This window comes from Rhodococcus sp. p52 (genome assembly GCF_000763325.2).
GTDB lineage: Bacteria > Actinomycetota > Actinomycetes > Mycobacteriales > Mycobacteriaceae > Rhodococcus > Rhodococcus pyridinivorans.
Map to the genome: position 1 here is coordinate 489,113 of NZ_CP016819.1, position 25,703 is coordinate 514,815.

Annotated in this window: 22 protein-coding genes, 3 pseudogenes and 3 riboswitches; of the genes and pseudogenes, 13 read left to right on the forward strand and 12 right to left on the reverse strand. The window is 68.9% G+C overall.

Going from position 1 to position 25,703, the window contains the following annotated elements:
- Positions 1 to 249: pseudogene (locus tag IM25_RS25925) on the reverse strand (citrate/2-methylcitrate synthase); the annotation flags it as partial.
- Positions 250 to 251: 2 nt separating this feature from the next.
- Positions 252 to 599, reverse strand: a pseudogene (locus IM25_RS25930) (ABC transporter substrate-binding protein); the annotation flags it as partial.
- Positions 600 to 655: 56 nt separating this feature from the next.
- Positions 656 to 836: riboswitch (cobalamin riboswitch) on the reverse strand.
- Positions 837 to 899: 63 nt separating this feature from the next.
- Here IM25_RS25930 and IM25_RS02195 point away from each other — a divergent pair.
- The gene (locus IM25_RS02195; protein WP_033096202.1) at positions 900 to 1,616 is read left to right on the forward strand and encodes a polysaccharide deacetylase family protein; all 717 of its coding nucleotides are present in this window, start codon (positions 900 to 902) and stop codon (positions 1,614 to 1,616) included.
- A 70-nt stretch (positions 1,617 to 1,686) separates the two neighbouring features.
- On the opposite strand, the pseudogene IM25_RS26340 reads toward IM25_RS02195, so the two are convergent.
- Positions 1,687 to 1,806, reverse strand: a pseudogene (locus IM25_RS26340) (SDR family oxidoreductase); the annotation flags it as partial.
- A 255-nt stretch (positions 1,807 to 2,061) separates the two neighbouring features.
- Here IM25_RS26340 and IM25_RS02205 point away from each other — a divergent pair.
- Entirely contained in the window at positions 2,062 to 2,595 is a 534-nt protein-coding gene (locus tag IM25_RS02205) for an Rv2732c family membrane protein (protein WP_006552961.1), read from the forward strand.
- Position 2,596: 1 nt separating this feature from the next.
- On the opposite strand, the gene IM25_RS02210 is transcribed toward IM25_RS02205, so the two are convergent.
- Positions 2,597 to 3,397, reverse strand: coding sequence for an SDR family NAD(P)-dependent oxidoreductase (locus IM25_RS02210; RefSeq protein WP_033096204.1), 801 nt, complete (start codon positions 3,395 to 3,397; stop codon positions 2,597 to 2,599).
- 126 nt (positions 3,398 to 3,523) lie between these two features.
- Between IM25_RS02210 and IM25_RS27355 the strand changes: the two genes are divergently transcribed.
- Positions 3,524 to 3,658: a hypothetical protein gene (locus tag IM25_RS27355; RefSeq protein ID WP_006552963.1), complete on the forward strand. Its 135-nt coding sequence runs from the start codon at positions 3,524 to 3,526 to the stop codon at positions 3,656 to 3,658.
- Positions 3,659 to 3,718: 60 nt separating this feature from the next.
- On the forward strand, positions 3,719 to 4,510 hold the full coding sequence (locus tag IM25_RS02220; RefSeq protein ID WP_033096206.1) for a class I SAM-dependent methyltransferase: 792 nt from the start codon (positions 3,719 to 3,721) through the stop codon (positions 4,508 to 4,510).
- Here the strand turns inward: IM25_RS02220 and cobF are convergent.
- Positions 4,493 to 5,239 carry a precorrin-6A synthase (deacetylating) gene (gene cobF, locus IM25_RS02225; RefSeq protein WP_033096207.1) on the reverse strand — a complete coding sequence of 249 codons (747 nt, stop codon included), beginning with the start codon at positions 5,237 to 5,239 and terminating at the stop codon, positions 4,493 to 4,495. The genes IM25_RS02220 and cobF overlap by 18 nt on opposite strands.
- Positions 5,236 to 8,847 (reverse strand): cobaltochelatase subunit CobN, encoded by a 3,612-nt coding sequence (cobN, locus tag IM25_RS02230; RefSeq protein WP_065995708.1) that lies wholly within the window; start codon positions 8,845 to 8,847, stop codon positions 5,236 to 5,238. Before cobN ends, cobF begins: the two co-directional genes overlap by 4 nt.
- Before the next feature lie 53 nt (positions 8,848 to 8,900).
- Positions 8,901 to 9,094, reverse strand: a riboswitch (cobalamin riboswitch).
- A gap of 118 nt (positions 9,095 to 9,212) precedes the next feature.
- Between cobN and IM25_RS02235 the strand changes: the two genes are divergently transcribed.
- From IM25_RS02235 to IM25_RS02245, 3 genes are read left to right on the forward strand one after another with little or no spacing between them, the layout of a single operon-like run.
- Positions 9,213 to 10,202, forward strand: coding sequence for a cobalamin biosynthesis protein CobG (locus IM25_RS02235; RefSeq protein ID WP_183079201.1), 990 nt, complete (start codon positions 9,213 to 9,215; stop codon positions 10,200 to 10,202).
- Positions 10,199 to 10,849, forward strand: a complete 651-nt coding sequence (locus tag IM25_RS02240; protein ID WP_006552968.1) for a precorrin-8X methylmutase — start codon at positions 10,199 to 10,201, stop codon at positions 10,847 to 10,849. Before IM25_RS02235 ends, IM25_RS02240 begins: the two co-directional genes overlap by 4 nt.
- The gene (locus tag IM25_RS02245) at positions 10,846 to 12,402 is read left to right on the forward strand and encodes a precorrin-2 C(20)-methyltransferase (RefSeq protein ID WP_033096210.1); all 1,557 of its coding nucleotides are present in this window, start codon (positions 10,846 to 10,848) and stop codon (positions 12,400 to 12,402) included. The genes IM25_RS02240 and IM25_RS02245 overlap by 4 nt, the downstream gene beginning before the upstream one ends.
- Before the next feature lie 102 nt (positions 12,403 to 12,504).
- On the opposite strand, the gene IM25_RS02250 is transcribed toward IM25_RS02245, so the two are convergent.
- Both IM25_RS02250 and IM25_RS02255 read right to left on the reverse strand, forming a co-directional pair.
- Positions 12,505 to 13,266 (reverse strand): cobalt-precorrin-4/precorrin-4 C(11)-methyltransferase, encoded by a 762-nt coding sequence (locus IM25_RS02250; protein ID WP_033096211.1) that lies wholly within the window; start codon positions 13,264 to 13,266, stop codon positions 12,505 to 12,507.
- Positions 13,263 to 14,483 (reverse strand): bifunctional cobalt-precorrin-7 (C(5))-methyltransferase/cobalt-precorrin-6B (C(15))-methyltransferase, encoded by a 1,221-nt coding sequence (locus IM25_RS02255; RefSeq protein ID WP_033096375.1) that lies wholly within the window; start codon positions 14,481 to 14,483, stop codon positions 13,263 to 13,265. The genes IM25_RS02250 and IM25_RS02255 overlap by 4 nt, the downstream gene beginning before the upstream one ends.
- Positions 14,484 to 14,524: 41 nt before the next feature.
- Positions 14,525 to 14,720, forward strand: a riboswitch (cobalamin riboswitch).
- A 23-nt stretch (positions 14,721 to 14,743) separates the two neighbouring features.
- Here IM25_RS02255 and IM25_RS02260 point away from each other — a divergent pair.
- The 4 genes from IM25_RS02260 to IM25_RS02275 are packed head-to-tail and all read left to right on the forward strand — an operon-like array spanning position 14,744 to position 20,536.
- Positions 14,744 to 16,636 carry a VWA domain-containing protein gene (locus IM25_RS02260; RefSeq protein ID WP_065995709.1) on the forward strand — a complete coding sequence of 631 codons (1,893 nt, stop codon included), beginning with the start codon at positions 14,744 to 14,746 and terminating at the stop codon, positions 16,634 to 16,636.
- Entirely contained in the window at positions 16,636 to 17,250 is a 615-nt protein-coding gene (cobO, locus tag IM25_RS02265) for a cob(I)yrinic acid a,c-diamide adenosyltransferase (RefSeq protein WP_006552973.1), read from the forward strand. The genes IM25_RS02260 and cobO overlap by 1 nt, the downstream gene beginning before the upstream one ends.
- A complete protein-coding gene (locus IM25_RS02270) occupies positions 17,247 to 19,622 on the forward strand; it encodes a cobyrinate a,c-diamide synthase (RefSeq protein WP_033096376.1) in 2,376 nt (791 codons plus the stop codon). The genes cobO and IM25_RS02270 overlap by 4 nt, the downstream gene beginning before the upstream one ends.
- Entirely contained in the window at positions 19,619 to 20,536 is a 918-nt protein-coding gene (locus IM25_RS02275; RefSeq protein ID WP_033096213.1) for a cobalamin biosynthesis protein, read from the forward strand. The genes IM25_RS02270 and IM25_RS02275 overlap by 4 nt, the downstream gene beginning before the upstream one ends.
- A gap of 185 nt (positions 20,537 to 20,721) precedes the next feature.
- Here IM25_RS02275 and IM25_RS02280 read toward each other — a convergent pair whose 3' ends face one another.
- Positions 20,722 to 21,423 carry a haloacid dehalogenase type II gene (locus IM25_RS02280; RefSeq protein ID WP_065995710.1) on the reverse strand — a complete coding sequence of 234 codons (702 nt, stop codon included), beginning with the start codon at positions 21,421 to 21,423 and terminating at the stop codon, positions 20,722 to 20,724.
- A gap of 102 nt (positions 21,424 to 21,525) precedes the next feature.
- On the opposite strand from IM25_RS02280, the gene IM25_RS02285 reads away from it, so the two are divergent.
- Positions 21,526 to 22,047: an Rv2732c family membrane protein gene (locus tag IM25_RS02285; RefSeq protein WP_019291057.1), complete on the forward strand. Its 522-nt coding sequence runs from the start codon at positions 21,526 to 21,528 to the stop codon at positions 22,045 to 22,047.
- Positions 22,048 to 22,168: 121 nt separating this feature from the next.
- Positions 22,169 to 22,717: a hypothetical protein gene (locus IM25_RS02290; protein WP_024101881.1), complete on the forward strand. Its 549-nt coding sequence runs from the start codon at positions 22,169 to 22,171 to the stop codon at positions 22,715 to 22,717.
- Here the strand turns inward: IM25_RS02290 and IM25_RS02295 are convergent.
- The 3 genes from IM25_RS02295 to IM25_RS02305 are packed head-to-tail and all read right to left on the reverse strand — an operon-like array spanning position 22,620 to position 25,700.
- Positions 22,620 to 23,450 carry a cobalt-precorrin-6A reductase gene (locus tag IM25_RS02295; RefSeq protein WP_019291055.1) on the reverse strand — a complete coding sequence of 277 codons (831 nt, stop codon included), beginning with the start codon at positions 23,448 to 23,450 and terminating at the stop codon, positions 22,620 to 22,622. The genes IM25_RS02290 and IM25_RS02295 overlap by 98 nt on opposite strands.
- Positions 23,447 to 24,925, reverse strand: a complete 1,479-nt coding sequence (locus IM25_RS02300) for a cobyric acid synthase (RefSeq protein ID WP_033096214.1) — start codon at positions 24,923 to 24,925, stop codon at positions 23,447 to 23,449. Before IM25_RS02300 ends, IM25_RS02295 begins: the two co-directional genes overlap by 4 nt.
- Positions 24,926 to 24,929: 4 nt before the next feature.
- Complete coding sequence (locus IM25_RS02305; protein ID WP_019291054.1) at positions 24,930 to 25,700, reverse strand: CbtA family protein; 771 nt, start codon at positions 25,698 to 25,700, stop codon at positions 24,930 to 24,932.
- Positions 25,701 to 25,703 lie beyond the last annotated feature (3 nt).

Here is a 25,703-nt window from a genome sequence, read left to right on the forward strand (position 1 = left end):
TCAGGCCACGATCGACCTCTGCGGCACCCCCGTGTATTCGCTCAGCGGACGGATGAGGGCGTTGGACTCACCTTGCTCGATGATGTGCGCAGTCCACCCGGTGATACGGCTCATGACGAAGATCGGGGTGAACACCTCGATGTCGAAGCCCATCAGGTGGTAGGCCGGCCCGGTGGGGAAGTCCGGATTCGGCTCGATGCCGGTGGCCTCGGCCATGGTCTTCTCGAGGATGTCGTACGTCTGCACCCACTATCCGGTTCCGTGTCGAGCACAACCTCGAAGGACGGCTTGTTGTCGGACAGACGCGGAACCTTCGCGTTCTCGTCGGCGAGATTCTCCCGAACGGGATCGGTCCAGGTCGCGGTGCCGACCACGCGGTCGGCGAGACCGAGCGACCGCAGGATCTCGGTGGATCCCTGATTCAGGGACACCGCCCGCTGTGGTGGCGCGTCGATGGTGAGCGTCCTGCCGCAGTGCTCGATGGTGAGCGGGTAGACCGATGCCGCGGTGTCCTGTTCGACTGTCCCGGATGTGTCGTCACTCGACGAGCAACCGGAGACGGCCAACGCCGCCGCTAGCAGTGCGCCGGCTGCGCGCAGCGCCGAATTCCGCCCTTGCGGGCGGTCGATATCGAATTGTTCATGTCCATCCTCGTGGGTCCTGCTTCGGCGACGCAGGTGTCCTGGCTCCCGGATCGACGCTCGCCCCGGCCTTCCAACCCCTGTGGGCCGTGACCCTGCTATTGGGGGATCACTCCTCGGTGACAGTTGCGGGACAGCCACGGATTCGCACCGTTGTTCCCTACGTCGCTACGAACAGTGCAAGACCCGGCGTCGGTCCCGGAACCGCGCAACCGGGCGTCCTCCACCCATCGACACCGGATGAGGCACCATGTCCGAATGGCATCCCGCCGAAGAACCCTCGTCGTCGTATCCGCCGTGCTCGTGGTGCTGGTCGTCGTCGCCGTCGCGATCTTCCAGCTTTCGAACTCCCGCACCTTCCAGCTGTTCGGGGCACTCGTCCATAGGGTGGAGACACCCGAGAAGGTGGTCTCGCTGACCCTCGACGACGGCCCGAGCGTCCTCACCCCGCAGGTCCTGCAGACCCTCGAGGACGCCGACGTCCCCGCCACCTTCTACGTCACCGGCTCGGAACTCGAACAACGACCGGAGCTGGGCCGGGCCATCGTCGAGGCCGGGCACGAACTCGGTAATCACACCGCGACGCACCGCAGGATGATGCTCGTCGGCAGCGGCACGGTGGCCGAGGAGATCGAGCGCACCGACGCCGCGATCCGCGAGACCGGGTTCGACGGGGAGATCACCTTTCGCCCGCCCTACGGCAAGAAGCTCGTCGCGCTCCCCCGCTATCTCGACCAGCACGACCGGACCACCGTGATGTGGGACGTCGAACCGGATTCCGATGCGTCCGACACCGAGACGATCGTGCAGACCGCACTCGACGAGACCCGTCCCGGCTCGATCATCCTGCTGCACGTCATGTACCCCTCCCGGACAGCGTCGCTGGAGGCGATTCCCGGGATCGTCGACGGCCTGCGCGCCGAGGGCTACCGGTTCGTGACGGTGTCGGAATTGCTCGACATGCAGACCTCGTGAACTCCGGGGCGCGAAATGGTCATCGATGCGCGCTGTTACGCGCTCCGATGACCATTTCGCGCTCTGATTCTCAGGTGAACGGGACTCCGCCGGTGACGGCGATGGTCTCCCCGGTGATGTAGCTCGACTCCTGGGAGGCGAGGAAGACATAGGCCGGAGCGAGTTCGGCGGGCCGGCCGGGGGAGGCGATCTCCGGTTGCTCCTCGAGCGGCGGAACGGGGTGCTGCTCTCCCGGGTGCTGCATGCGGTACTGGTCCTGGTCCGGCATTCTCGCCCGCCCTCGATCGGGTTCGTAAGGGGCGATACCCGGTGCACCATGGCGCCACACCGGCACCGCTCCGGACGCATGTGTCGGAGCATAATCGCAGGTGGACGACATGAGCGAGGTCACATCGGTGTGCGGCGCATAATGGCCACCCATGTGTCGGAACGGAGAGGTCGAGGCATGAGCGCGGACGGTACGAGCGCGGACCTGTCGGCCTATCGGAACGACTTCGCCCGGATCGAGAAGAAGGTCGCCGGGGAGTTCGACGCCGGTCGCCGCGGACGGGTCCTGGCGATCTGCGTCGTCGTCCTGACGGTGTGCATGGTGCTTCCGCAGACGTCGTCGGCGTGGTCGTGGACGGTCTTCGGTAGTTGGTTCGGCGACACCGCACCCGTGGCGGTGCCGCTGCGGATCTTCGCGGCCCTGGCCCTTGTGTTCGGGGTGGTGATCTCGACGCTGGCGTTGTGGCTGCGACGATGGAAGCTGGCGTCGCTCGCGATGCTCGGCTCGGGGCTGTCGTCGTTCTTCGGGCTGTTGGCGTACTGGTCGCAGGCGGGAATGATCACGAACGCTCCGCATCACCCGACCGTGGCGTTGGTCGCCGAATGGCTGGTGATGATCGTGATGACCTCGCAGTGGTTGCCGATCGTGCTGAGCCGGTCGCCGACGGACGTCCCGCCCCGGCCGCATCCGCTGCGGACCGGTCGCCGGTAGGTCAGCGCTCGACGAGCGAGCCCATCTTCTTCGCCAGGAACTCGATGCTGCGACGCGGCATGAGCCTGGCGAGCAGGTCGAGCATCGTCGCGTCCTTGCCGATGCACACCCGGAAGGTGCCCTTCTCGATCGCGTCGACGATCCTGCGGGCTGCCTCGGCGGACGAGGTGATCTTGACGGAGGCGTCAGTGCTGCGTCCCGGGATGGCGGCACCGGAGTTCTCGGCGATGCCGGTGCGGACGGCGCCTGGGAACACCAGCGTCACCGCGACCTTCGTCATGCGCAGTTCGGCGTACAGACCTTCGGTGAGCAGTTTGACCGCCGCCTTGCTCGCGCCGTAGACGGACTGGCCCGGCACGGGCACGAAGGCTCCCATGCTCGAGACATTGAGCAGGCTCGCTTCGGGCCGGGTGAGCAGTGCGGGCAGGAACGCCTTGCACATGTGCACGACACCCCAGTAGTTGACGTCGAGGACCTTGTTCATCTCGTCATACGGCAGCTCCGCGAACGGGACGAACTTCTGGATGATGCCTGCGACGTTGGCGACGCCGTCGACCCGCCCGTGTGCTGCGGTCACCTCGGTCACCAGGGCTTCGACGGCGGCGCGATCGGAGACGTCGACCGTGTGGGTGGTGAGACGGTCGACATAGGCGTCCGCCAGAGCACGGGTGCCGTCGAGAGCCTCGGCGCGGAGGTCGATCGCCGCGACCCGCGCGCCACGCACGAGGAGTTCGAGGACGACATCGCGTCCGATCCCGTTGCCTCCCCCGGTGACGACGAAAACCCTGTCACGGATCTGCATGCTGCCTCCTTGTGTCGTTGGGTCCAGTCAATCCGGTCCGGAGCACCGACGCCACCCCGAAGTGTGCGCGTGCACGTCTGCGGGTATCCGTCCGGACACGAGTCGGCCCAGCGTACGGAGGTAGAAGTGACGACGTCGAAGAAGGACGACGAGGTGCGCAAGGACCCACCGGGGCCGGTCGATCACGGTCGCAACGGCGGCATGGCAACGCGGGAGAACGCTCCCGAGGTGGTCGAGCGCTCGGACGACGACGAGAAGTGATCTCGATCAGGACGATGTGAACCGCCACGAGGCCACCGATCGGGCCGATATGTTGGGCATATGCAGTTCGCCGGACCGGCCGAACAGTACAACCGTTTCATGGGCCGTTACGCAGCGACGCTCGCGCCCGCCTTGGCGGACGCGAGCGAGGTGAGGGCCGGGCATCGGGTCTGCGACGTGGGCTGCGGGCCGGGTGGGCTGACCCGTGAACTGGTCGGCCGGGTCGGCGCAGCGAACGTCGCGGCGATCGACCCGGCTCCCCAGTTCGCAGCGGCGTGCCGGCAGATAGCACCGGAGATCGACGTTCGCGTCGGGGTGGCCGAGAATCTGCCGTGGCCGGACGGAACGTTCGATGTCACCCTGGCGTCGCTGGTCCTCGGATTCATGAACGATCCCGAACTGGGCGTGCGCGAGATGGTGCGGGTGACCCGCCCGGGCGGCACCGTCGCCGCATGCATGTGGGACACCACGGCCGGCGGGATGACGATGCTCCGCATCTTCTGGGCCGCGGTGGGAACGGTCGAGCCCGGGTCTCCGGGTGAGACGAGGTTGGCCGGTACCACCGAGGGCGACATCGCCGAGCGGTTCCGCCGTGCCGGTCTGGACGACGTGATCGGTGGTGCCCTGTCCGCACGCGTGGACTACGCCGATTTCTCCGACTTCTGGGAGCCCTTCACGTTCGGCGTAGGACCGGCCGGGCGGCACCTGGTGTCGATGCCCGAAAGGCACCGCGCTGCAGTACGTGACGCCTGTCGTGATGCTCTTCCGTCGGGACCGTTCTCGCTCGACGCCCGCGCCTGGTACGCGCGGGGAACGGTTCCGGGCGACCCGAACTCATCCTCGTCGGAGTAGATAGGTGTCCATCACCCAGCCTCGGACCCCCTTGGCCCGGGCACGAGCCTCCCGGATCGCCGGGAGCACCTCGGCGAGCGGGCCGGCGACGAGTTCTTCGTCGTCGGTCCCCAGATTCGCACCCCACCAGATGTTCCAGGCCCCGTCGAGGTCCGCGCAGGCGAGGCCGCCGTCGAGCATCACCACGATGTTCGACGCACCCGCTGCGACGTCCTGCACCAGCCTGCGACCGGTCGTGACGGTGATCGGCCCGCCGATGGTGTTGAGCACGAGACGATGTCGGGCCGCGAGCAGTTGCACGCTGCTGACCCCGGGGACGATGTCGTAGTCGAACCGCACCCTCCCGCGTTCGAGGATGCGTTCGACGACACGGATCGTGCTGTCGTACAGGCTCGGATCGCCCCAGACCAGGAAGCCGACGGTCTCGTCGTCTCCGATCCGGTCGAGCAGAACGGTCTCGTAGGCCTCGGCGCGGGCGGCGTGCCAGTCGCGTACCTCGTCGCCGTAGTGCGCCGGGTTACGGTCCCGGGGCGGGTCGGGCACCACGATCACCCGATGCGCACCGGAGGTGTGGCGGCGCAGGACCTCCTCGCGGACCGCCACGAGATCGTCCACGCCGCGCTTCTTGTCGGGTACGAGGAAGACGTCGACGCTCTCGAGGGCGTGCACCGCCGCGACCGTGAGATCGTCCGGTCCGCCGGGGCCGATCCCGATGAGCCGAACTCTCACCCCCGGTCCTCGAGATCGCCCTCGACGTCGAGATAGGCCTGCTGCAGCCTGTTCATCGTCTCCGGATCGGGCTCGGACCACAACCCACGATCGGCCGCCTCTGTGAGTCGTTCGACGATGCCGCGCAACGCCCACGGATTCGCTTCGCGGAGGAAGTGCTGGTTCGCGGGGTCGAGCGCGTAGTTCTGGGCAAGCGACTCGTACATCCAGTCCTCGACGACACCTGCGGTGGCGTCGTAGCCGAACAGGTAGTCGACGGTGGCGGCGAGTTCGAAGGCGCCCTTGTAGCCGTGCCGCCGCATCGCACCGATCCACCGCGGGTTGACGACCCGGGCGCGGAACACCCGTGCAGTCTCCTCCGCCAGTGATCGGGTGCGCACCGCATCGGGGGTGGTGGAGTCGCCGATGTACGCCTTCGGGTCGGTGCCCGTCAGCGCTCGCACCGTTGCGACCATGCCGCCGTGGTACTGGAAGTAGTCGTCCGAATCGGCGATGTCGTGTTCGCGAGTGTCGGTGTTCTTCGCCGCCACCGCGATCCGCCGGTAGTTCGCACGCATGTCGTCGGCGGCCGGAACACCGTGCAACCCACGCCCGTAGGCGAAGCCACCCCACGCGGTGTAGACCTCGGCGAGATCGGCGTCGGTGCGCCAGTTCCCGGAGTCGATGAGCTGCAGGATGCCGGCACCGTACGAGCCGGGCTTCGATCCGAAGATGCGCCGCACCGCACGGTCGGCGTCGCCGTGTTCGGCTTCGTCCCGCCGAGCATGGGCTCGCACGAAGTTCTGCTCGTCGGGTTCGTCGAGGGCGGCGACCATGCGGATCGCGTCGTCGAGCATCCCGATGACGTGCGGGAACGCATCGCGGAAGAAACCCGAGATGCGGACCGTGACGTCGATGCGGGGCCGGCCGAGTTCCTCGAGCGGGAGCACGGTCAGTTCGCGAACCCGACGCGACTCGGCGTCCCATTCCGGACGCACACCGATGAGCGCGAGCACCTCGGCGATGTCGTCGCCGGCGGTGCGCATCGCCGATGTCCCCCACACCGACAGGCCCACCGACTGGGGGTACTCCCCCGTATCGGCGAGATACCGCTCGATCAGGTTGTTCGCGAGTGCGACGCCGGTGTCGTACGGGAGCCGGCTCGGCACGGCCTTCGGGTCGACGGTGTAGAAGTTGCGGCCCGTCGGCAGCACGTTGACCAAGCCACGGAGCGGCGAGCCGGACGGTCCGGCAGGGACGTACCCGCCGTCGAGGGCGTGCAGGACGGCGTCGAGTTCGGCGGTCGTGCCCGCGAGGCGAGGCACCACCTCCTCGGCGGCGAAGGCGAGTACGCGAGCGACCTCGGTATCAGGATGGCCGAGGACGGATTCGACTATGCGCGAAGCGGACCCGGTACGCCAGTCGTCGTCCTCCATGGCCTGCACGAGCGACCGCGCAACGCCTTCGATTCCGTCGACCTCGGCCAGTGGGGCATCGGGCTTCAGTCCCAGCGCGGTGCGCAATCCAGGGACGGCGTTGCTCTTACCGCCCCATACCTGCGCGGCACGCAGGATCGACAGCACCAGATTCACCCGCGCCTCCCCGACCGGCGCGGCGCCCAGGACGTGCAGGCCGTCGCGGATCTGGGCGTCCTTGACCTCGCACAGCCAGCCGTCGACGTGCAGCAGGAAGTCGTCGAACTCGGCGTCGTGCGGGCGGTCGTCGAGCCCGAGATCGTGATCGAGTTTCGCGGCCTGGATCAGCGTCCAGATCTGAGCCCGAATCGCGGGCAGCTTGGCCGGGTCCATCGCCGCGATATTGGAGTACTCGTCGAGCAGTTGCTCCAAACGCGCGATGTCACCGTACGATTCGGCGCGCGCCATCGGCGGGGTCAGATGATCGACGATGATCGCGTGGGCACGGCGCTTCGCCTGTGCGCCTTCGCCGGGATCGTTGACGAGGAACGGATAGATCAGCGGCAGATTGCCGATGGCCGCGTCGGTCGCGCACGCCGCGGACAGGCCCGCGTTCTTCCCGGGCAACCATTCCATCGAACCGTGTTTGCCCAGGTGAACCACGGCATCGGCACCGAAGCCGTGCTCGACCCACTTGTACGCGGCGAGGTAATGATGCGACGGCGCCATGTCGGGATCGTGGTAGATCGCCACCGGGTTCTCGCCGAAACCGCGCGGCGGCTGGATCATCAGCACCACGTTGCCGGCCTGCAGGGTCGCCAGCACGATTGCCTGGTCGTCACCGCTGCCGTCGACGAACAGCGACCCGGGGGCCGGCCCCCACGTCTCGGCGATGGCGTCGGTGAGCTCGGCCGGAAGATCGCCGGTCCACGCGAGATAGTCGGACGTGGTCACGCGCACCGGGTTTCCGGCCAGCTGGTCGGCGGTGAGCCATTCCTCGTCCTGTCCACCGGCATCGATCAGGGCGTGGATGAGGGTGTTGCCGGCCTCGGTGTCGTCCTCGAGGTCCATGCCGGGAAATCCGTCGCCGAGGTCGTATCCGGCATCGCGTAGAGCGCGCAGCATGTGGATCGCCGACACCGGGGTGTCGAGACCGACGGCGTTGCCGACCCGGGAATGTTTCGTCGGGTAGGCGGACAGCATGATGGCTATCCGGCGCTGCGGCGGCGGTACGTGTCGCAGTCGTGCGTGCGCCACCGCGATACCGGCGACGCGACGGCACCGTTCCGGGTCGGTGACGTAGCGGGGCAGTCCGTCGGCGTCGAGTTCCTTGAACGAGAACGGCACCGTGATGATGCGGCCGTCGAACTCGGGGACCGCGATCTGCGTGGCCGAATCCAGCGGCGACACACCGTCGTCCGACTCCGCCCAATCCTCGCGACTCCACGTCAGGCACAGGGCCTGCAGGATCGGGATGTCGAGCGCGGCGAGCGCCCCGACGTCCCATGCCTCGTCCTCACCGCCGGCACTCACCGTGGCGGGGTTGGTTCCACCGGCTGCCAGCACCGTCACGACGAGCGCGTCGAGGGTACCGAGTTCGGCGAGGAGATCGGTGGGTGCTCCGCGCAGCGACGCGCAGTGGATCACGACGCCGCGGGCCCTGCCGGTCGCGTCGATCGCGTCGGCGAGATCGTGCGCGAACTGCACGTTTCCGCTGGTGTGGTGGGCGCGGTAGAACAACACGCCCACGCGGGGCAACTCTCCGCCCGCCGGCCTCGCAGGCCGGTCGAGCACGCCCCATTCGGGCAGTTCGGCAGGCGGTTCGAAGCCTTCACCGCCGAGCAGCACGGTGTCGGTCAGGAAGGCGTGCAACTGGTCGAGATTGGTAGGTCCGCCGTGCGCGAGATAGCGATGTGCCTCGGCCGCAACGCCGATCGGAACCGTCGAATACTCCATGAGTTCGGCGTCGGGTGTTTGTTCACCGCCCAGGACGACGACCGGCACCCCGGTGGCCAGCACGGTGTCGAGTCCGTCCCGCCAGCTGCGTGCGGAACCCAGTATCCGCACGACGACCAGGCCGGAACCGTCGAGCAGCGCGGGAAGTTCGGTGGGCACGTCGAGGCGCGACGGGTTGCCGAGCACCCAGTCGGCACCGCTCGACCGTGCCGACAGCAGATCGGTGTCGGACGTCGACAACAAAGTCAGGCGCGTCACGACGCAACCCGAAAACACAGGCGTACAGCCATGTTCAGTCTCCAAAACCCTCGTGGACCTCACGTGCCGTGGCCGGTCTCCTGGCTGACGGGGCGTCGCTGCTGCGCCGACCTTCCCGGACCGAGATCCAGTGGCCTCCGTACCGGCGGACCGGCACGGACGAGGGCGAGCAACTATCCGCTCACAGTGGCGAGGGCCGCGCCGGTTTCCCACCGGCTTCCCGAGCACCACGGCAAGCCGAGAGTAGCGCACCCGGCCGGAAAGGTGTGCAACCATGTGCGTCTGTGGATGCTCTGCCACCCCCTTTCCCTCCCGATCGGTGCCCCGGAATCCTTCGCCCACATGTCGCGGCGGACGGCGCACTGGTGCGGCTGCGCGTGCCCGGAGGGCAGGTGCCCGACGGGGCGCTCCGAGCACTGTCGGACACGTCGATCACCTACGCCGACGGCGACGTCCACCTGACGTCGCGAGGGAACCTGCAGCTCAGAGGTATCGACCTCGACGAGTGCGGTGCCGTCCCCACGGGGCTGGCCGACGCCGTCACGGCGGCCGGGCTGCTGCCCTCGGCGAGCCACGAACGGGTGCGGAACATCGTCGCGTCGCCGCTGTCGGGACTCGTGGGTGGACTCACCGACGTCCGGCCTCTCGTCCGCGATCTCGACGCCGGACTGTGCGCCGATCCGGTCCTCGCCGATCTGCCCGGCCGGTTCCTGTTCGGCCTCGACGACGGCCGCGGCGACGTGGTGACGCTGCGGTGCGATCTCACCGCGGTCGCGCTCGGCGGCGGGACGGCACGGATCGTCGTGGGTGGACTCGACGGGCCGACGGTGCGGCTCACCCAGGTTCCCGAGATGCTCCTGCGCCAGGCCCGCCGGTTCGTCGAGATTCGCGAGTCGGTGTGGCACGTGCGTCAACTCCCGCGTGCGGGAGCGGAACTCGGTGGCACCGATCCCGCTCCGCGGCCACCGGCCTTCACGATGCCGTACGGCGTGCTCGGCGATGCGGTGTCGGTGCTGGTCCCCCTGGGAATCCTCACCCCCGCCATGGTTGCTGCGCTGCCCGATCGAGGTGTGGTCGTCACGCCCTGGCGCGGCCTGATACTCCCGTCCGGGTCGGATCTCGTCGCGCTTCGCGAGACCGGCTTCGAGACGGCCCCGGATTCGGCGTGGCAGCGGGTGACAGCGTGCACGGGAGCGCCCGGGTGTAGCCTCGCCGAAGGTGACACCCGAGCGCTGGCTCGCCGGATCGTCGCCGGAAATACCACCGATTCCCGAATTCACGTCGCCGGATGCGAGCGCGTCTGCGGCGCACCACACTCGCCTCACCGCGTCGTTCTTGCCAGGAGCACCCCGTGACCCTTCGACCTCCCCCGCGTCGGTACGACTACGTCACCGACGGCGCCGCGATCTACGTCCGGTCGTTCGCGACGATCCGCAGCGAGTCGGATCTGTCCGCGATTCCTGCGAGTGCGGAGAAGGTCGCGGTCCGGATGATCCATGCAAGCGGACAGACCGATCTGGCACGGGACCTCGTCATCCATCCCGATCTTGTTCCGGCCGCGCGCACTGCACTGAACTCAGGTGCTCCGATCCTCACGGATGCGAACATGGTGGCCTCCGGGGTCACCCGTACGCGCCTGCCTGCCGACAACGACGTGATGTGTCTGCTCGCCGACCCGCGTGTCCCCGAACTCGCCGAACGTTGGGGCACGACCCGCTCCGCGGCGGCGGTGTCACTGTGGGCCGACCGCCTCGAGGGGGCTGTCGTTGCGATCGGCAATGCCCCGACCGCCCTGTTCCACCTGCTCGAGATGCTCGACGACGGCGCCCCGCGACCGGCGGCGATCGTCGGTGTTCCCGTCGGCTTCATCGGCGCCGCGGAGTCGAAGGAGGCGCTGCTCGACCATCGGCTGCAGATCCCCCATCTGGTGGTCCGGGGACGCCGCGGCGGGTCGGCGATGGCGTCGTCCGCGATCAATGCACTTGCGCAGGAGAAGGAATGAGTGACACGGTGTCCGGCAGGTTCTACGGCGTGGGTCTCGGTCCCGGCGATCCCGAACTCATCACACGCAAGGCCGCGCGGCTGATCGCCGAGGCCGACGTCCTCGCCTACTACTCCGGCACGCACGGCCGATCCATCGCCCGGTCGATCGCCGCCGATCTGATCCCGGACGGCGTGATCGAGGAACTGCTGGTGTACCCGGTGACGACGGGCACCACCGAGCACCCGGGTGGTTACGACGGTGCGATCGCCGATTTCTATGACGAGTCCGCCGCCCGGTTGGCCGTCCACCTCGACGCGGGACGCACTGTCGTCGTGCTCTGCGAGGGCGACCCTCTGTTCTACGGCTCGTACATGTACCTGCACGATCGGCTCGCTCCGCGATACCCGACGGAAGTGGTGCCGGGCGTGACCTCGGTGTCCGCCGCCTCTGCCGCGGCCGCCGAGCCGATGGTGCGCCGCACCGACGTCCTCACCATCCTGCCCGGCACACTCCCCGTCCCGGAGCTCGCACGACGGCTCTCCGACACCGACGGTGCGGCAATCATGAAGCTGGGCAGGACGTTTCCCGCTGTGCGCGAGGCTCTCGCCCAGTCCGGTCGCCTCGACGACGCCGTCTATGTCGAACGCGCGTCGATGGATCGGCAACGCATCCTGCCGGTCGCCGAGGTCGACGCCGACGCGGTGCCGTACTTCTCGGTGATCCTCACCGCCGGTGACCGCTCCCCGAGGAATCAGGCGGTCGCCGACCGATCGCGGCCGTCCGTCGCGGTCGAGGCGACACATCCGGAGGCGAACGAACTGCTCGTCGTCGGGTTGGGCCCGGCGGACGAGAAGTGGCTGACCCCCGAGGCCGCCGACGCACTCGCGCAGGTCGATCATGTCGTCGGCTACGGACCGTACGTCGACCGCGTTCCGGTTCGCACCGGGCTGCACCGGCATTCCAGCGGCAACACCGTCGAGGTGGACCGCGCGCGATTCGCGCTCGATCTCGCCCTGGCGGGTGAGAAGGTCGCCGTTGTCTCCGGCGGTGATGCCGGGGTGTTCGGCATGGCGTCGGCGGTGTTCGAGGCCGCGCAGGACGAGACATACGCGTCCATACCCATTCGCGTCCTGCCGGGTATCTCCGCGGTGCAGGCCGTCGCGGCGCGTGCCGGCGCCCCGATCGGCGGCGACTTCGCGGTGATGAGCCTGTCGGATCGACTCAAGCCGTGGGACGTGATCGAGAAGCGGCTGGCAGCGGTGTCCGAGGCCGATCTCGTCCTGGGCATCTACAACCCGGCGTCGCGGTCTCGGACGACGCAGGTCGCAGACGCGAAAACGGTACTGCTGAAGCATCGTCCGGCCGACACCGTCGTCGTGATCGGGCGCGATGTGGGACGGTCCGGCGAGTCGCTCGAGGTCACGACGCTCGAGAAGCTCGATCCGGCGAGCATCGACATGAAGTGCCTGCTCATCGTCGGCGCTGCGGGCACCTTCGTGATGCCTTCGGGTGCGGTGTGGACGAAACGGTCGGTCGACGGTCGCCATTCGGGATCCTCGACAACCGTTTGACTGCGGTGTTCACCCGCGGGTTGTCAACAGGTTCGCGCGGTGAACCGGGGTTCGCCACTGTTGCAACCGGGGCGAACCCCGGTTCGGCGCGCGAGGATGGAGCTATCCGAGACCGGCGCGCTCGCGGGTGGGGTCGTAGAGGTGTGAACAGGCCACATCCGGCCGTTCACGCACGCCGAGAGCGTGTCCGACGACGATCACCGCAGTGTGCTTCAGTCCCGCCGCCTCGACACCGTCGGCGATGTCGGCGAGGGTGCCGCGCAGCACGACCTGGTTCGGTCGCGACGCGAACGCGACCACCGCGACGGGGCAATCGGCGCCGTATTCGGCAGTGAGTTCTTCGGCAAGGACGCGGATGCGGGTGATCGCCAGGTGCAGGACGAGACTCGCCCGGATTCCTGCGACCCGCGCCAGAGCCTCGCTGTCGGGCATCGCCGTCGATCGGGCCTGCGTGCGGGTCAGCACGACCGTCTGCACGAGTTCGGGGACCGTCAGCTCGGTACCGAGTGCCGCCGCGGCCGCGGCGTAGGCGGGCACACCGGGTGTGACGTCCCACGGCACGCCCGCGGCGTCGAGCCGTCGCGTCTGCTCGGTGAGCGCCGAGTACAGCGACGGGTCGCCGGAGCACAGCCGCACGGCGTCGAGCCCGCGCCGGTGCGCGTCGACGAGATGCGCGGTGATCTCGTCGAGGTCCAGGTGTTGCGTGTCGACCAGTTCGGCGTCGTCACGACAGTGCGAGAGCGTGTCGGCATCGAGATAGGTACCGGCGTACAGCACGACCGGGACCTCGCGCAGCAAATTCACCGCTCGCAGCGTGAGCAGGTCGGCCGCTCCGGGTCCGGATCCTACGAAATGGACGGTCATCGTTCGCCTTTCACTGCGCTCCATTGCACGACCGGTCGCTGCGCACGCCAGCCGGTGAATGTTCCTATGGGATCTGCGTGTTCGACGGACAGACGGGTGAGTTCACCGCCGTGCGTCTTCCACCACTGCACCAGGACCGCCTCGGTCTCCAGCGTCACCGCGTGCGCGACGAGCCGACCGCCGGGAGGCAATGCGTCCCAACACGTGTCGAGCACACCCTCGCGACTTCCTCCCCCGCCCACGAAGATCGCATCGGGCGTCGGGAGTCCGACGAGCGCGGCAGGTGCAGCACCTCGGACGATGCGCACGATCGACGGCACACCCAACGCGGCGGCATTGCGTTCGATCGCGCCGGCGCGCCGCTCGTCCTTCTCGATCGCGAGAGTACGACAGCGCGGATCGGTTCGCGCCCATTCGATTCCGACGGACCCGGCTCCCGCACCGACGTCCCACAGCAACTCGCCCGGTCGCGGTGCGAGTGCGCACACCGCCGCGAGGCGTACGGTCCGCTTGCTGAGCTGCCCGTCGTGCTCGAACAGGGAGTCGTCGAGACCGGGCAGCACCGACAACCCGGCGGGTCCGTCGACCTCGACGCACATCAGACTCAGAGACCGGACGCCCGTATCGGTCAGATGGGCCGCCTTCGCATCGATCCGGGACTCGTCCGCAGCACCGAGATGCGACAACACCGCGACCCGTGAGTTCCCGAAACCGGCGGCCTCCAGGAGCATCGCAACATCCGCGACACGTGCACCGTCGACGAGGACGACGAGTTTGCGTCCGCGCGTCAGAACTCTGCGCAGAGCATCGATCTCGCGACCCACGACGGTGATCGTCTCGCACTCCTCCGCGGACCAACCCATGCGTGCACGGGCAAGTGCCACCGACGAGATCGCCGGGATCACCTCCACGGCGTCGCCTCCGAGGCGTCGGATCAGCGTGGTGCCGATCCCGGAGACCAGCGGATCACCGGATGCGAGCGCGACGACGTCCTTGCCGGCGTGCCGGTCGAGGAGGTCGTCGAGCCCGGACAGGAGCGGCGACGGCCACTCCTCGCGCACCGCTGTGCCGGCGGGAACCAGGTCGAGGTGGCGCCGGCCGCCGAGCAGGACCTCGGCCGCGAGAATCCGCTCCCGGACGGTGGACGGCACACCGGACCATCCGTCCGCCCCGATTCCGACAACGGTGATGCCTGTCGTCTGTCGTATCGGTCCCATGGCGGTGAACCATAGCCCACGCGCCATGGCCTAGACTCGGCCGTGGCAAGGCGATCGAAGGTGCCCCTCACGGGGATAATCGGGAAGCCGGTGAGAATCCGGCACAGGCCCGCTGCGGTGACCCGGGAGTCGTCGATCACGCGCATCCGCGCAGCCACTGGACCGTCCGGTCCGGGAAGGCGATCGCACGGCGTCCGACCGGGAAGTCCGAATACCGGCCTTCGAACAGCTTGCCGCGAAAAACATCCCAGCGGGAGCCTGTGGAGGTCGAAGTGCACGTGTATCCGTTCGGTGCGGTGGTCGGTTCCGACGACCTCGCGCTGGCCCTGACCCTGTGTGCGGTGTCGCCGACGATCGGCGGTGTGCTGGTGCGTGGCGAGAAGGGCACCGCGAAATCGACGACGGTGCGTGCCCACGCCGCACTGTTGCCCCCGGTCACCGTCGTGGACGGGTGCCGGTTCTCGTGCGATCCGGACGCCCCCGATCCGTCCTGCCCGGACGGCCCCCATCCGCCCGGTGCGGCCTCGCATGTCCGGCCGGTCCGGCTGGTGGAACTACCCGTCGGCGCGGCGGAGGATCGCGTCACCGGAGCGTTGCATCTCGGCAAGGCACTGGCCGACCGCACGGCCGAATACGAACCCGGTCTTCTGGCACTGGCCCACCGCGGCGTGCTGTACGTCGACGAGGTCAACCTCCTGCACGACCACCTGGTCGACCTGCTGCTCGACGCCGCGGCGATGGGCCGCTCGACCGTCGAACGCGACGGGGTCTCCGTCGAGCACGCCTCCCGATTCGTACTGGTCGGAACGATGAATCCCGAGGAGGGTGAGCTTCGCCCGCAGTTGCTCGACCGCTTCGGACTCGCCGTGGACGTGACCGCGTCCCGCGACCCGCACATGCGCGCCGAGATCGTGCGGCGGCGGATGGCCTTCGACGCCGACCCGGCCGGGTTCACCGCGCGATGGGCGGATCGGGACGCAGAGTGGTCGCGGCGAGTCGCCTCCGCCCGCGAACTCGTCCCGCAGGTCGCACTGAGCGACGACGCATTGGTCTCGATCGCCGAGGTGTGCGCGGCGTTCGACGTGGACGGCATGCGCGCCGACCTGGTCACCGCCCGCACGGCGATCGCACACGCGGCCTGGCACGACCGGCTCGAGGTGACACGCGAGGACATCGCGGCAGCGGCCCGACTCGCCCTGCCACACCGTCGGCGCCGCAACCCCTTCGACGCCCCCACCAGCAGCGACGATCTGCTCGACGAACTTCTCGGTGGAGACGATCCGGATCCTGGCCCCGACGACGATCCCGGTGGTGGCGAGAGCGCACCCGACGACTCGGCGGCGGAGACGTCCTCCGGTTCGGGTGATCGGTCGTCCACCAGCCTGGCGTCGGCGACGGATCCTTTTCGCGCCAGGGTGTTCTCCGTCGATCGGGTCGGGCGCGGGGCGGCCGGTCGCCGGTCGCGGGCGGTCACCACGATCGGCCGTACCGTGGGTAGTCGCCGCGGCGACACCGGCCCGGTTCATCTGCCCGCCACGATCCGCGCGTCCGCCTTCACCGATCGGGGTCTGCAGGTGCGCCGCAAGATCATCGAAGGCCGCGAGACCAATCTCGTCCTGCTCTGCGTCGACGCATCCGGGTCGATGGCAGCACGCAACCGGATGGTGCAGGTCAAGACCGCTGTCCTGTCGCTGCTGCTCGACGCCTACCGCCGTCGCGACACCGTCGGACTCGTGACCTTCCGCGGCACCGGTGCGACCGTCGCACTCCCGCCGACGAATTCGGTGGACGTGGCTGCCGCACGGCTGCGAGAACTTCCCGCCGGTGGGCGGACCCCGCTGGCGGAGGGGGTGATCGAAGCGGCCACCACCCTTCGGCGTCATTCCCTGCGGGATCCGCGTCGACGCGCCCTGCTCGTCGTGGTCACCGACGGTCGCGCCACCGCCGGACCGGACGCTGTGCAGCGCTCGCTCGACGCCGCGGACGTCATCGCTGCACAGGGAATCTCCTCCGTGGTGGTCGATTCCGAGACGGGCCGGTTCCGGATGGGTCTCGCGGCCCGTCTCGCCGAACGCCTCGGCGCCGAGTATGTGCCCGTCGGTGAGGTCGATGCCGACGCTTTGACCGGAATCGTCCGAGAGAGGGCCGCCTGATGCCGAAGGGACAACCCACCGTCGTCCCCGCCGACGGTCTCACCACCCGGCAGCGCCGCAACCGGCCGCTGCTGATGGTCAACACCGGCGACGGAAAAGGAAAGTCCACAGCCGCATTCGGCCTCGCACTGCGTGGCTGGAACCAGGGCTGGTCGGTCGCCGTCTTCCAGTTCGTCAAGTCCGCCAAGTGGCGACTCGGCGAGCAGACCGCCTTCGAAACCCTCGCCGACCTGCACGCCGAGCGCGGCACCGGGGGGCCGATCGAGTGGCACAAGATGGGTTCCGGCTGGTCGTGGTCGCGCAAGGAAGGCACCGAGGAGGATCATGCCGCCGATGCGCTCGCCGGGTGGCGTGAGATCCAGCGACGTCTCGCCGCGGAGCAGCACGGCCTCTACGTGCTGGACGAGTTCACTTATCCGATCGCCTGGGGCTGGGTCGACATCGACGAGGTCGTCGATACGCTGACCTCACGGCCGGGACACCAGCACGTCATGATCACGGGGCGGCGTGCGCACCCGAAACTCGTCGAGGTCGCCGACCTGGTGACGGAGATGACGAAGGTCAAGCATCCGATGGATGCGGGACAGAAGGGCCAACGAGGGATCGAGTGGTGAGGGTTCCACGCGTCGTCGTCGCCGCACCGGCATCCGGGCATGGGAAGACCACCGTCGCCACGGGTCTCATGGCGGCACTGCGTCGCGCCGGCCACATCGTGTCGGGGCACAAGATCGGTCCCGACTACATCGATCCCGGCTACCACTCGCTCGCCACCGGCCGACCGGGCCGCAACCTCGACCCGCACCTCGTCGGCGAGGACCTCGTCGCTCCTCTCTTCCTGCACGGCGCCGCCGGTGCGGACATCGCCGTGATCGAAGGGGTCATGGGGTTGTACGACGGGATGATCGGCACCGAGGGGTACGCGTCCACCGCCCACACCGCGGCCCTGCTGTCCGCACCGGTGATCCTCGTCGTCGACGTCTCGCACGCCTCCCGGTCGATCGCGGCGATCGTGCACGGCATGGCGTCCTACGACCGCGGCACGCGGATCGCCGGCGTGATCCTGAACAAGGCCGGATCGCAGCGACATTCGGACGAGGTGATCCGCGCACTCGAACCGACCGGTATCCCGGTGCTCGGTGTGCTCGGTCGCGACGACGGCGTCACCGTCCCCTCGCGCCATCTCGGCCTGGTGCCCGCCGAGGAGCGCGACGAGGCGACCGCGCAGGTGGATCGTCTCGCCGCGCGGATCGCCGAGCGCATCGACCTCACCGAGATCCTCGGTATCGCCTCGGCAGCACCCGCTCTGTCGGCGACACCGTGGTCACCGGGCACATCCACCGAGGACGGGCCGGTGATCGCCGTCGCCGGAGGCCGCGCCTTCACCTTCCGCTACACCGAGACCGAGGAACTGCTGCGCGCACACGGATGCCGACCGGTGACCTTCGATCCCCTGCGCGACGAACGACTGCCCGCCGGCGCCGCAGGCATCTACCTCGGCGGCGGGTTCCCCGAGGTACATGCCGCCGACCTCGCCGCGAACCTCCCCTTGCGCACGCACCTGCGTGCCGCGATCGCGGCCGGAGTTCCGACCGTCGCCGAGTGCGCCGGTCTGCTCTATCTGGGGCGTGAGGTCGACGGGCACGAGATGGTGGGAGCCCTCGACACTGCGGCACGGATGACCCCGCGCCTGACCCTCGGCTACCGCACCGCGATCGCGCCGCAGGACACCCTGCTCGCCTCCGCCGGCACCCGCGTCACCGGCCACGAATTCCACCGCACCGTGATCGATTCCGGCTCGTCTGCCGCGTGGCTGCTCGACGGCCGGCCGGACGGCATCGCCACCGCAACGGTGCATGCGTCGTACCTGCACACGCACTGGGCCGGACATCCCGATCTCGCACGACGGTTCGCAGACGCCGCACGGTCGGCGGATCCCGCCCCCGAACCCACCTCGGCACCTGCGCGTCGTCGAACACCCGAACCCGACCTGCACCATCACGGCGACCGCGACGCGACCGAGGGGCTGGTCGACCTCGCCGTCAACGTCTCGCGCCGACCGCGACCGGCATGGCTCGACGACGCCCTGCGTGCATCGCTGGACGATCTCGCCCGGTATCCCGACCCGAGCGATGCACGCGCCGCTCTCGCCGATCGTCACGGCCGCAGCGTCGACGAGGTCCTCCCGACCGCCGGAGGTGCCGAGGCGTTCACATTGATCGCTCGGGCACGGGCGTGGCGGAAGCCGGTGGTGGTGCACCCGCAGTTCACCGAACCGGAGGCCGCACTGTTGGCCGCCGGACATCGTGTCACGCGGGTCGTGTTGCGCTGCGATGACGGGTTCGTCCTCGATCCGGGTGCGGTCCCGGAGGATGCCGACCTGGTCATCGTCGGCAATCCGACGAACCCCACCTCGGTCCTGCACCCGGCCGACACGCTCCTGGCACTGACCCGACCGGGACGGGTGGTCGTGGTCGACGAGGCGTTCATGGACGCCGTTCCCGGCGAAACCGAATCGTTGACGGGACAGCTCGTTCCGGGACTCGTGGTGCTGCGGTCGCTCACCAAGACGTGGGCGATCCCGGGTCTGCGCGCCGGATACGTGGTCGGCGACGCCGCAGTGCTCGCGGATTTCGCCGCGCAGCAACCACCCTGGTCGGTGTCCACTCCCGCAGGGGCCGCGATGATCGCGTGCGCATCCGGTGACGCAGTACGCGAGACCGAGGTGATCGCACAGGAGATCGCCGGCGACAGGAAGGTTCTCGTCGACGCCCTCACCGGACTCGGAATCCACGTGGTCTCCCCCGCGACAGCCCCGTTCGTGCTGGCGGAAACGCCAGAGGGAACGCGGGAGAGATTGCGGGAGAAGGGCTTCGCGCTGCGTCGCGGCGACACCTTCCCCGGCCTCGGTGACGACTGGGTACGGATCGCGGTGCGCGACGCGGCGACCACGGCAACGCTCGTCGAGGCGTGGAGAACGATCCTGTGAAGCACAGGGCACTCGGACTGGCGCTCGGCTACGCCGCCGACCAACTCGTCGGCGACCCGCAGCGGTGGCATCCCGTGAGCGGCTTCGGGAAGTTGGCGCGCGCCGCCGAGGGCCGGCTGTATGCCGACCACCGCGTTGCCGGGGTGGTGTTCACCTCGCTGCTGGTCGGCTCTGCCGGAGCGCTGGGATACGTCGCCGACCACGCGACCCGCGGTCGTCCGGTGCCGGCGGTGGCGGTCACGGCGCTGACCACCTGGACCGTGCTCGGCGGCCGCTCCCTCGGATTCGAGGCCCGGACGATCGACGCCCAACTCCGCGACGGCGATCTCGCCGCGGCGCGGCAACAGGTGACCCACCTGGTGGGCCGCGACCCGTCTCGGCTCCACGAGAACGGGATCGCGCGCGCCACGATCGAGTCGGTCGCCGAGAACACCTCCGACGCCGTCGTCGCCCCGCTGTGGTGGGGTGCGGTCCTCGGTCCGGCCGGCCTGCTCGGGTACCGCGCCGCGAACACCCTGGACGCGCGCGTCGGTCACCGCACACCGCGGCTCGAACGGTTCGGCTGGGCCTCGGCCCGGTTCGACGACCTGCTCAATCTCGTCCCCGCTCGCCTCACCGCCCTGCTGGCTGTCGCACTCGGTGACGACGGCCGGGGCGCGGTCCGGGCGTGGCGCCGGGACGCCCGTCAGCATCCGAGTCCGAATGCCGGTCCGGTCGAAGCGGCGTTCGCCGGTGCTCTCGGGATCCGGCTCGGCGGCTCGAACGTCTACCACGGTGTGGTCGAGGATCGCGGCACGCTCGGCGACGGACCCGCGCCGGCCCCGGAAGATATCGGCCGTACCGCGCGACTCGCCTCCAAGGTCGGACTCGGAGCCGTGGCGACCGCCATCGCGGTCGCCCTCGTCCATCGATAGCCTCCCCGATATTTCCCAGCCGCGACGGGAATTCCGGCCGAGGGTGAAATTCCGGGGTGAATCCGTGTTCGTTCTGCCCGAAACGTAACTCCGGTTGCTGGACGCGACGAACATGGCGCACTGCGCCACGCCGAGTCGGTCGCGTCAACTCCGACAACACGTCGGCGTCCACGGCCGACAACCTGTCACGGAATGTCCCGCAGGTCCTCGATGCGATGGTCGAACTCCCCCTCGGTGTCGTCGACCGAGTCCTCGACGCGGCCGTTCTCGAGCGGCCGGTACACGAAGACGGTGTTCAGTCCGACTTCGCGGGCGGCCCGCAGATCGTAGGGATGCGACGCGACCATCGCGGCCCGGAAGGGATCGACGCCCAGATACCGGCAGGGGCGCTCGTACAGGAAACGTTCGGGTTTGAAGGCGCCGAACAGTTCGGCCGTGAGGATGGCATCGGCCTCGAGCTGCTGGTCGCGGAAGAGCGCGATCATCGTGGCCATGTCCGTATTGGACAGTGTCGCCACCACTGCCTGCGAACGGAGTTCGTTCAGCCCGGGCCGCACGTCCGGCCATGCCTCGAGGCGTTGCCAGGCCCGCGCCGTCTCGACGCGCACGTCCTTGGGAAGGTCGATCCCGAACTGCTCGCACACGTCGCCGAGTCCGTCGACGTAGGAGTCCTGCACGCGATACCACTTCTCCACCGACTGGTCGAGACGGAGGATGCGTTCGTAGTAGTCGCTCCTCCAGGCCCGCACCAGGTCGCCCACGGTCGCCGGATCGGCATCGGGTCCGAGCGCATGGGCCACCGCCCGGGTGACCGGGGTGTAGAAGTCCATCAGCGTGCCCTGCACGTCGAAGATGTACGCGTCGTATCGGCTCACGCCTTGGAGCATGCCCGATCGCGCCTGCCCGAAACTGCTTTCCCGAACCCGCACGCCGATGTGACCCGCGTCGCATACTGGGACCGAAGCGTCGCCGCGCTCCGGGGGTGCACCATGGACGACCTGGCGGAATTCCGTCACGATCTCGATCGCATCGAACACCGCGTCGCCGGTGAGGTGGTCGTCGGCCGCTCGCGGGTCCGGATCCTGGCCGGGTGCGTCGCGCTGCTGGTCATGGGTCTGCTGCTTCCCCAGGCCACTTCGGTGACGTCCCTGACGACCCTTCTGCGCTGGGACTCCGAGGCCGCAACCCTTCCCCTCCGTGTCTTCGACGTCTTCGTGGTGGTGTTCGGCATCCTCGTACCGCTCGTCGCATTGCTCCGCCGCCGGTGGGGTGCCGCAACGCTCGCGATGCTCGGTTCGGGGGCGGCGTCGATGGTGGGACTGTTCGCCGTCTGGTCACAGGCCGGGATGGTCGCCCACACCTCTCACGCACCGCACGTCGGCCTGTATCTGTGCTGGGGCGCGGTGATGGCATCCACTGCGGTGTGGTTACCCGTCGTGCTCTCCACCGCTCCCCTGCGCAGCGCCCCTCCGGTCACCTCCGGAGTTCTGACTCCCCGGAACGGTCGCTGACCGCACCGTTCGCCGCTCGACAGTGGCGCACGACACGCTTGCGGTGCAACACTGTAATCAGTGCAACGCGCACAGGTTGATCGGTGCGACACGCACCGGGTCGCGTCCCGAGGAGGACATCATGCGACATTCACACATCCACGGATTCGGACGACCGGGCGGCTGGCAACAGGCAGACGTCCCCGACGCGAGCGATGCCGCCGAGTGGTTCGCCGGCAGGCTCCCCGACGACTGGTTCACCGGACCGCCCGACATCGAGATCGACAGAGAAGAGATCTTCGTCGTCGGCCCCCTCGGGGTACCCGACGGCACGAGCGACACCGAGATCGACGGACGCATCGCTCGATTCCGCGAGACCACGCGCGCCGACCGGATGCGCATCGCCGACGAGGCCGAGGCCCGCTACGGCCGCAAGGTGGCCTGGGGCGTGACGGTCGGCGACCGGACCGACCTGTTCACCCACCTCGCCGTCCCGGTCATGACGCGACTGCGCCAACCCGAACGGAAGGTGCTCGACACCCTCGTCGACGCCGGTGTCGCGCGGTCCCGTTCGGACGCACTGAAGTGGACCGTCAGGCTCGTGGGGCAGCACTCGGAGCAGTGGCTCCGGGAACTGCGCGAAGCGATGAAGAAGGTCGACGATCTGCGTTCCGAAGGTCCGCAGGTCTGACCTCCGCCACCCGGAGGACCCATTCCCGCGCTACCGTCACGGTCTCCACCGCGGCGACACCGCGGGGTGTGGGCGGGCGGCGTATGACGATCACGCGCACGCCCAGTTCATCGGCGGCGTCGAGTTTGCCGCGGGTGAGCGAACCACCCGAATCCTTCGTGACGAGGGTATCGATCCCGTTGTCGAGCAGCAGCTTCCGTTCGTCACTCGCCGTGTAGGGGCCGCGTCCGAGCAGCACCGACCAGCTCGGTGGCAGTTCGGTCGTCAGTGGATCGACGACGCGGACGAGCACGTCGTGCGTGGCGAGCGGTCCGACGAAGCGGTCGAGTGTCTGCCGTCCGGTGCTGAGGAAGATCCTCCGGCCGGTCGCGGCGACGTGCGCGGCGCCGTCGTGGTCGTCGACCCACGTCCACCGGCCGTGCGCGTCGTGCCAGCCCGGTCGTTGCAGGCGCACCAGTGGCACGTTCGCGGCGGCGCATGCCGCGGCGGCGTTCGCGCTGATGCCCGCGGCGAACGGATGGGTGGCGTCGACGACGGCTCGGATACCGCGCTCGGTCAGGTACCGGACGAGACCGTCCGCTCCGCCGAACCCTCCGATGCGCACCGGACCGACGGGCAGGCGTGGATTGCGGACCCGGCCTGCCAGGGAGGATTCGAACGCGATGTCCGCGTCGTCCAATGCCGCGGCGAGGGAACGGGCTTCCCCCGTCCCACCGAGGATGAGGACCGTCACCGCAGGGTTCCCCTCAGCACGGGCAGGGTTCGCTCGTCGGAGAGCATGGTGAGCAGAGCGTCCATGTCGAGATGTTCGTCGACGAGGTCCGCGAGCGCCTCGATGCGGACCTCGCGTGCGGCCGGGAAACTCACTTCCCCGGTGCGGATCTCGCGGCCCACCACCGCAGCGACCTCGCGTAACCACGCCCAGCGCAACGCGTCCCCTTCGAGGGCGCCGTGCCACATGGTGCCGAACACCGAACCCTCCCGGGTGCCACCGAGGAATTCGGTGCCACCGTCGACGGTGACGCGTCCGTGATGGATCTCGTATCCGGAGGCAGCCGCATCCAACGCTGACCCCCTCGGCAATCGGAGGACCTTCTCGTGTCCGAACTCGGTTCGGGCCGGGAGCAACCCGAGACCCGCCGCGCTTGCGCCGGGAACACCCTCGACGCCGTGCGGGTCGTCGATGCGCGTGCCGAGCATCTGGAAGCCGCCGCAGATACCGAGGACCGGTCCACCTCGGCGGACGTGGTCGACGATCGCGGTGTCGAGTCCTCGCGAGCGCAGCCACGCGAGATCCGCGAGGGTCGCGCGTGTTCCGGGCACGATCACGACGTCGGCGCCGGCGAGCGCTCGCGGGTCGTCGACGAAGCGGACCCGCACGTCCGGTTCGAGGCACAACGCGTCGACATCGGTGAAGTTGCTGACCCGCGGCAGCATCACGACGGCGATGCTCAGTGCGCCGTCACCATCGTGTGCGGGACGGGAGGTGAGGGCGAGTGAATCCTCCGAGTCGAGCCACAGGTCGCGTTGCCATGGCAGCACGCCGAGCACCGGGCGGCCGGTGAGCCGTTCGAGCGAGTCGAGTCCGGGCTTCAGGAGCGAGACGTCGCCGCGGAACTTGTTGATCACGAAGCCGCGGATCAACTGCTGATCCGCGGCGTCGAGCAGGGCCAGCGTCCCGTACATCGAGGCGAACACACCACCGCGGTCGATGTCGCCGACCACGACGGTCGGCATCGAACCATGTTGCGCCAGACCCATGTTCACATAGTCGTGGTCGCGCAGATTGATCTCGGCCGCGCTCCCGGCACCTTCGCACACCACCACGTCGAATCTACGCCGGAGGTCGTCGAAGGCACCGAATGCCGCGTCGGCGAGATGCTTTCGTCCACCGGCGAACTCCCCCGCCTCCAGCGCTCCGGCCGGCCGCCCGAGAACCACGACGTGGCTGCGCCGGTCGTCGCCGGGCTTGAGCAGCACCGGGTTCATCGCGGCCTCGGGGATCGCACGGGCAGCCACTGCCTGGATCCACTGGGCGCGCCCGATCTCCGCGCCGTCGCTCGTCACCATCGAGTTGTTCGACATGTTCTGCGCCTTGAACGGCGCGACCTTCAGGCCGCGCCGCGCCAAGGATCGGCAGATCCCGGTGACGACCACGGATTTTCCTGCATCCGAGGTCGTTCCGGCGACGAGCAGACCCGAACCCATGCCGTCAGGCCGGGATCGTCACGCGACGGGACGCGCGTTCGGTGAGGTACGCGAAGACCACACCGAGCACCGCCCACAGGGTGAGCTGCACGGTGAACGACGCGACCCGGAACTCCCACAGCAGCGTCGCGGGGAAGCCCTCCCCCACCTCGTCGATTTTCGGCAAGGCGAGATATCCGAGACCCACCACGACGAGGAAGGCAACCGCCGGGCCTGCGATGCGGACGGTGTGCAGATCCTGGGCGGCCAGCGCCTTCGCCACCGCGACGGCCACGGCGATCGCGACGAGTCCGAGAACGACCGAGGCGAGCCACAGCAGGGTGCGTTGATCGATCGTGTCGGGATCACCGACGGCCGGCGGATTCGCCGGATACTTCACGAACGGGACGGCCTCGACGGCGAGCCACGCTCCGGCCGCCCCGAACAATCCGAGCTTCCAGCCCGGCATGTCGGTGAGGCGACGCGCGAAGTGCAGCACCGACGCGTAGAGGGCGCCGAACGCGAGACCGGCGAGAGTCGTCGCGAGGAACAGTCCGGCCTTCTGCCCGGTACGGTCGACGAGCGCATCCTCGCCGTGACTGTGACCGTGGGATTCCCCGGTGGTCGCAGCGTGGTCGTGATCATGCGAATGCGCTTCGCCAGCAGCTTCTTCGAGCGCGATCGCGGATTCGATGTGGGGTTCGCCGACGACGAAGGCGACACCGCCGGCGAGCAGACCCGCGACGAGTCCGGCGAGCAGGCCCCGCAGCAGCAGGTGGAGGTAGGTTCCGGGCATCGT

What these genes read in the sequence shown, in the direction of transcription:
- IM25_RS02305 (WP_019291054.1), bottom strand. Translation starts at nt 25,700, where the DNA reads ATGCCCGGAACCTACCTCCACCTGCTGCTGCGGGGCCTGCTCGCCGGA.
- IM25_RS02250 (WP_033096211.1), bottom strand. Translation starts at nt 13,266, where the DNA reads ATGACCGTCCATTTCGTAGGATCCGGACCCGGAGCGGCCGACCTGCTC.
- IM25_RS02195 (WP_033096202.1), top strand. Translation starts at nt 900, where the DNA reads ATGGCATCCCGCCGAAGAACCCTCGTCGTCGTATCCGCCGTGCTCGTG.
- IM25_RS02210 (WP_033096204.1), bottom strand. Translation starts at nt 3,397, where the DNA reads ATGCAGATCCGTGACAGGGTTTTCGTCGTCACCGGGGGAGGCAACGGG.
- cobO (WP_006552973.1), top strand. Translation starts at nt 16,636, where the DNA reads ATGCCGAAGGGACAACCCACCGTCGTCCCCGCCGACGGTCTCACCACC.
- IM25_RS02290 (WP_024101881.1), top strand. Translation starts at nt 22,169, where the DNA reads ATGCGACATTCACACATCCACGGATTCGGACGACCGGGCGGCTGGCAA.
- IM25_RS02280 (WP_065995710.1), bottom strand. Translation starts at nt 21,423, where the DNA reads ATGCTCCAAGGCGTGAGCCGATACGACGCGTACATCTTCGACGTGCAG.
- IM25_RS02300 (WP_033096214.1), bottom strand. Translation starts at nt 24,925, where the DNA reads ATGGGTTCGGGTCTGCTCGTCGCCGGAACGACCTCGGATGCAGGAAAA.
- IM25_RS02205 (WP_006552961.1), top strand. Translation starts at nt 2,062, where the DNA reads ATGAGCGCGGACGGTACGAGCGCGGACCTGTCGGCCTATCGGAACGAC.
- IM25_RS02245 (WP_033096210.1), top strand. Translation starts at nt 10,846, where the DNA reads ATGAGTGACACGGTGTCCGGCAGGTTCTACGGCGTGGGTCTCGGTCCC.
- IM25_RS02255 (WP_033096375.1), bottom strand. Translation starts at nt 14,483, where the DNA reads ATGGGACCGATACGACAGACGACAGGCATCACCGTTGTCGGAATCGGG.
- IM25_RS02285 (WP_019291057.1), top strand. Translation starts at nt 21,526, where the DNA reads ATGGACGACCTGGCGGAATTCCGTCACGATCTCGATCGCATCGAACAC.
- IM25_RS02220 (WP_033096206.1), top strand. Translation starts at nt 3,719, where the DNA reads ATGCAGTTCGCCGGACCGGCCGAACAGTACAACCGTTTCATGGGCCGT.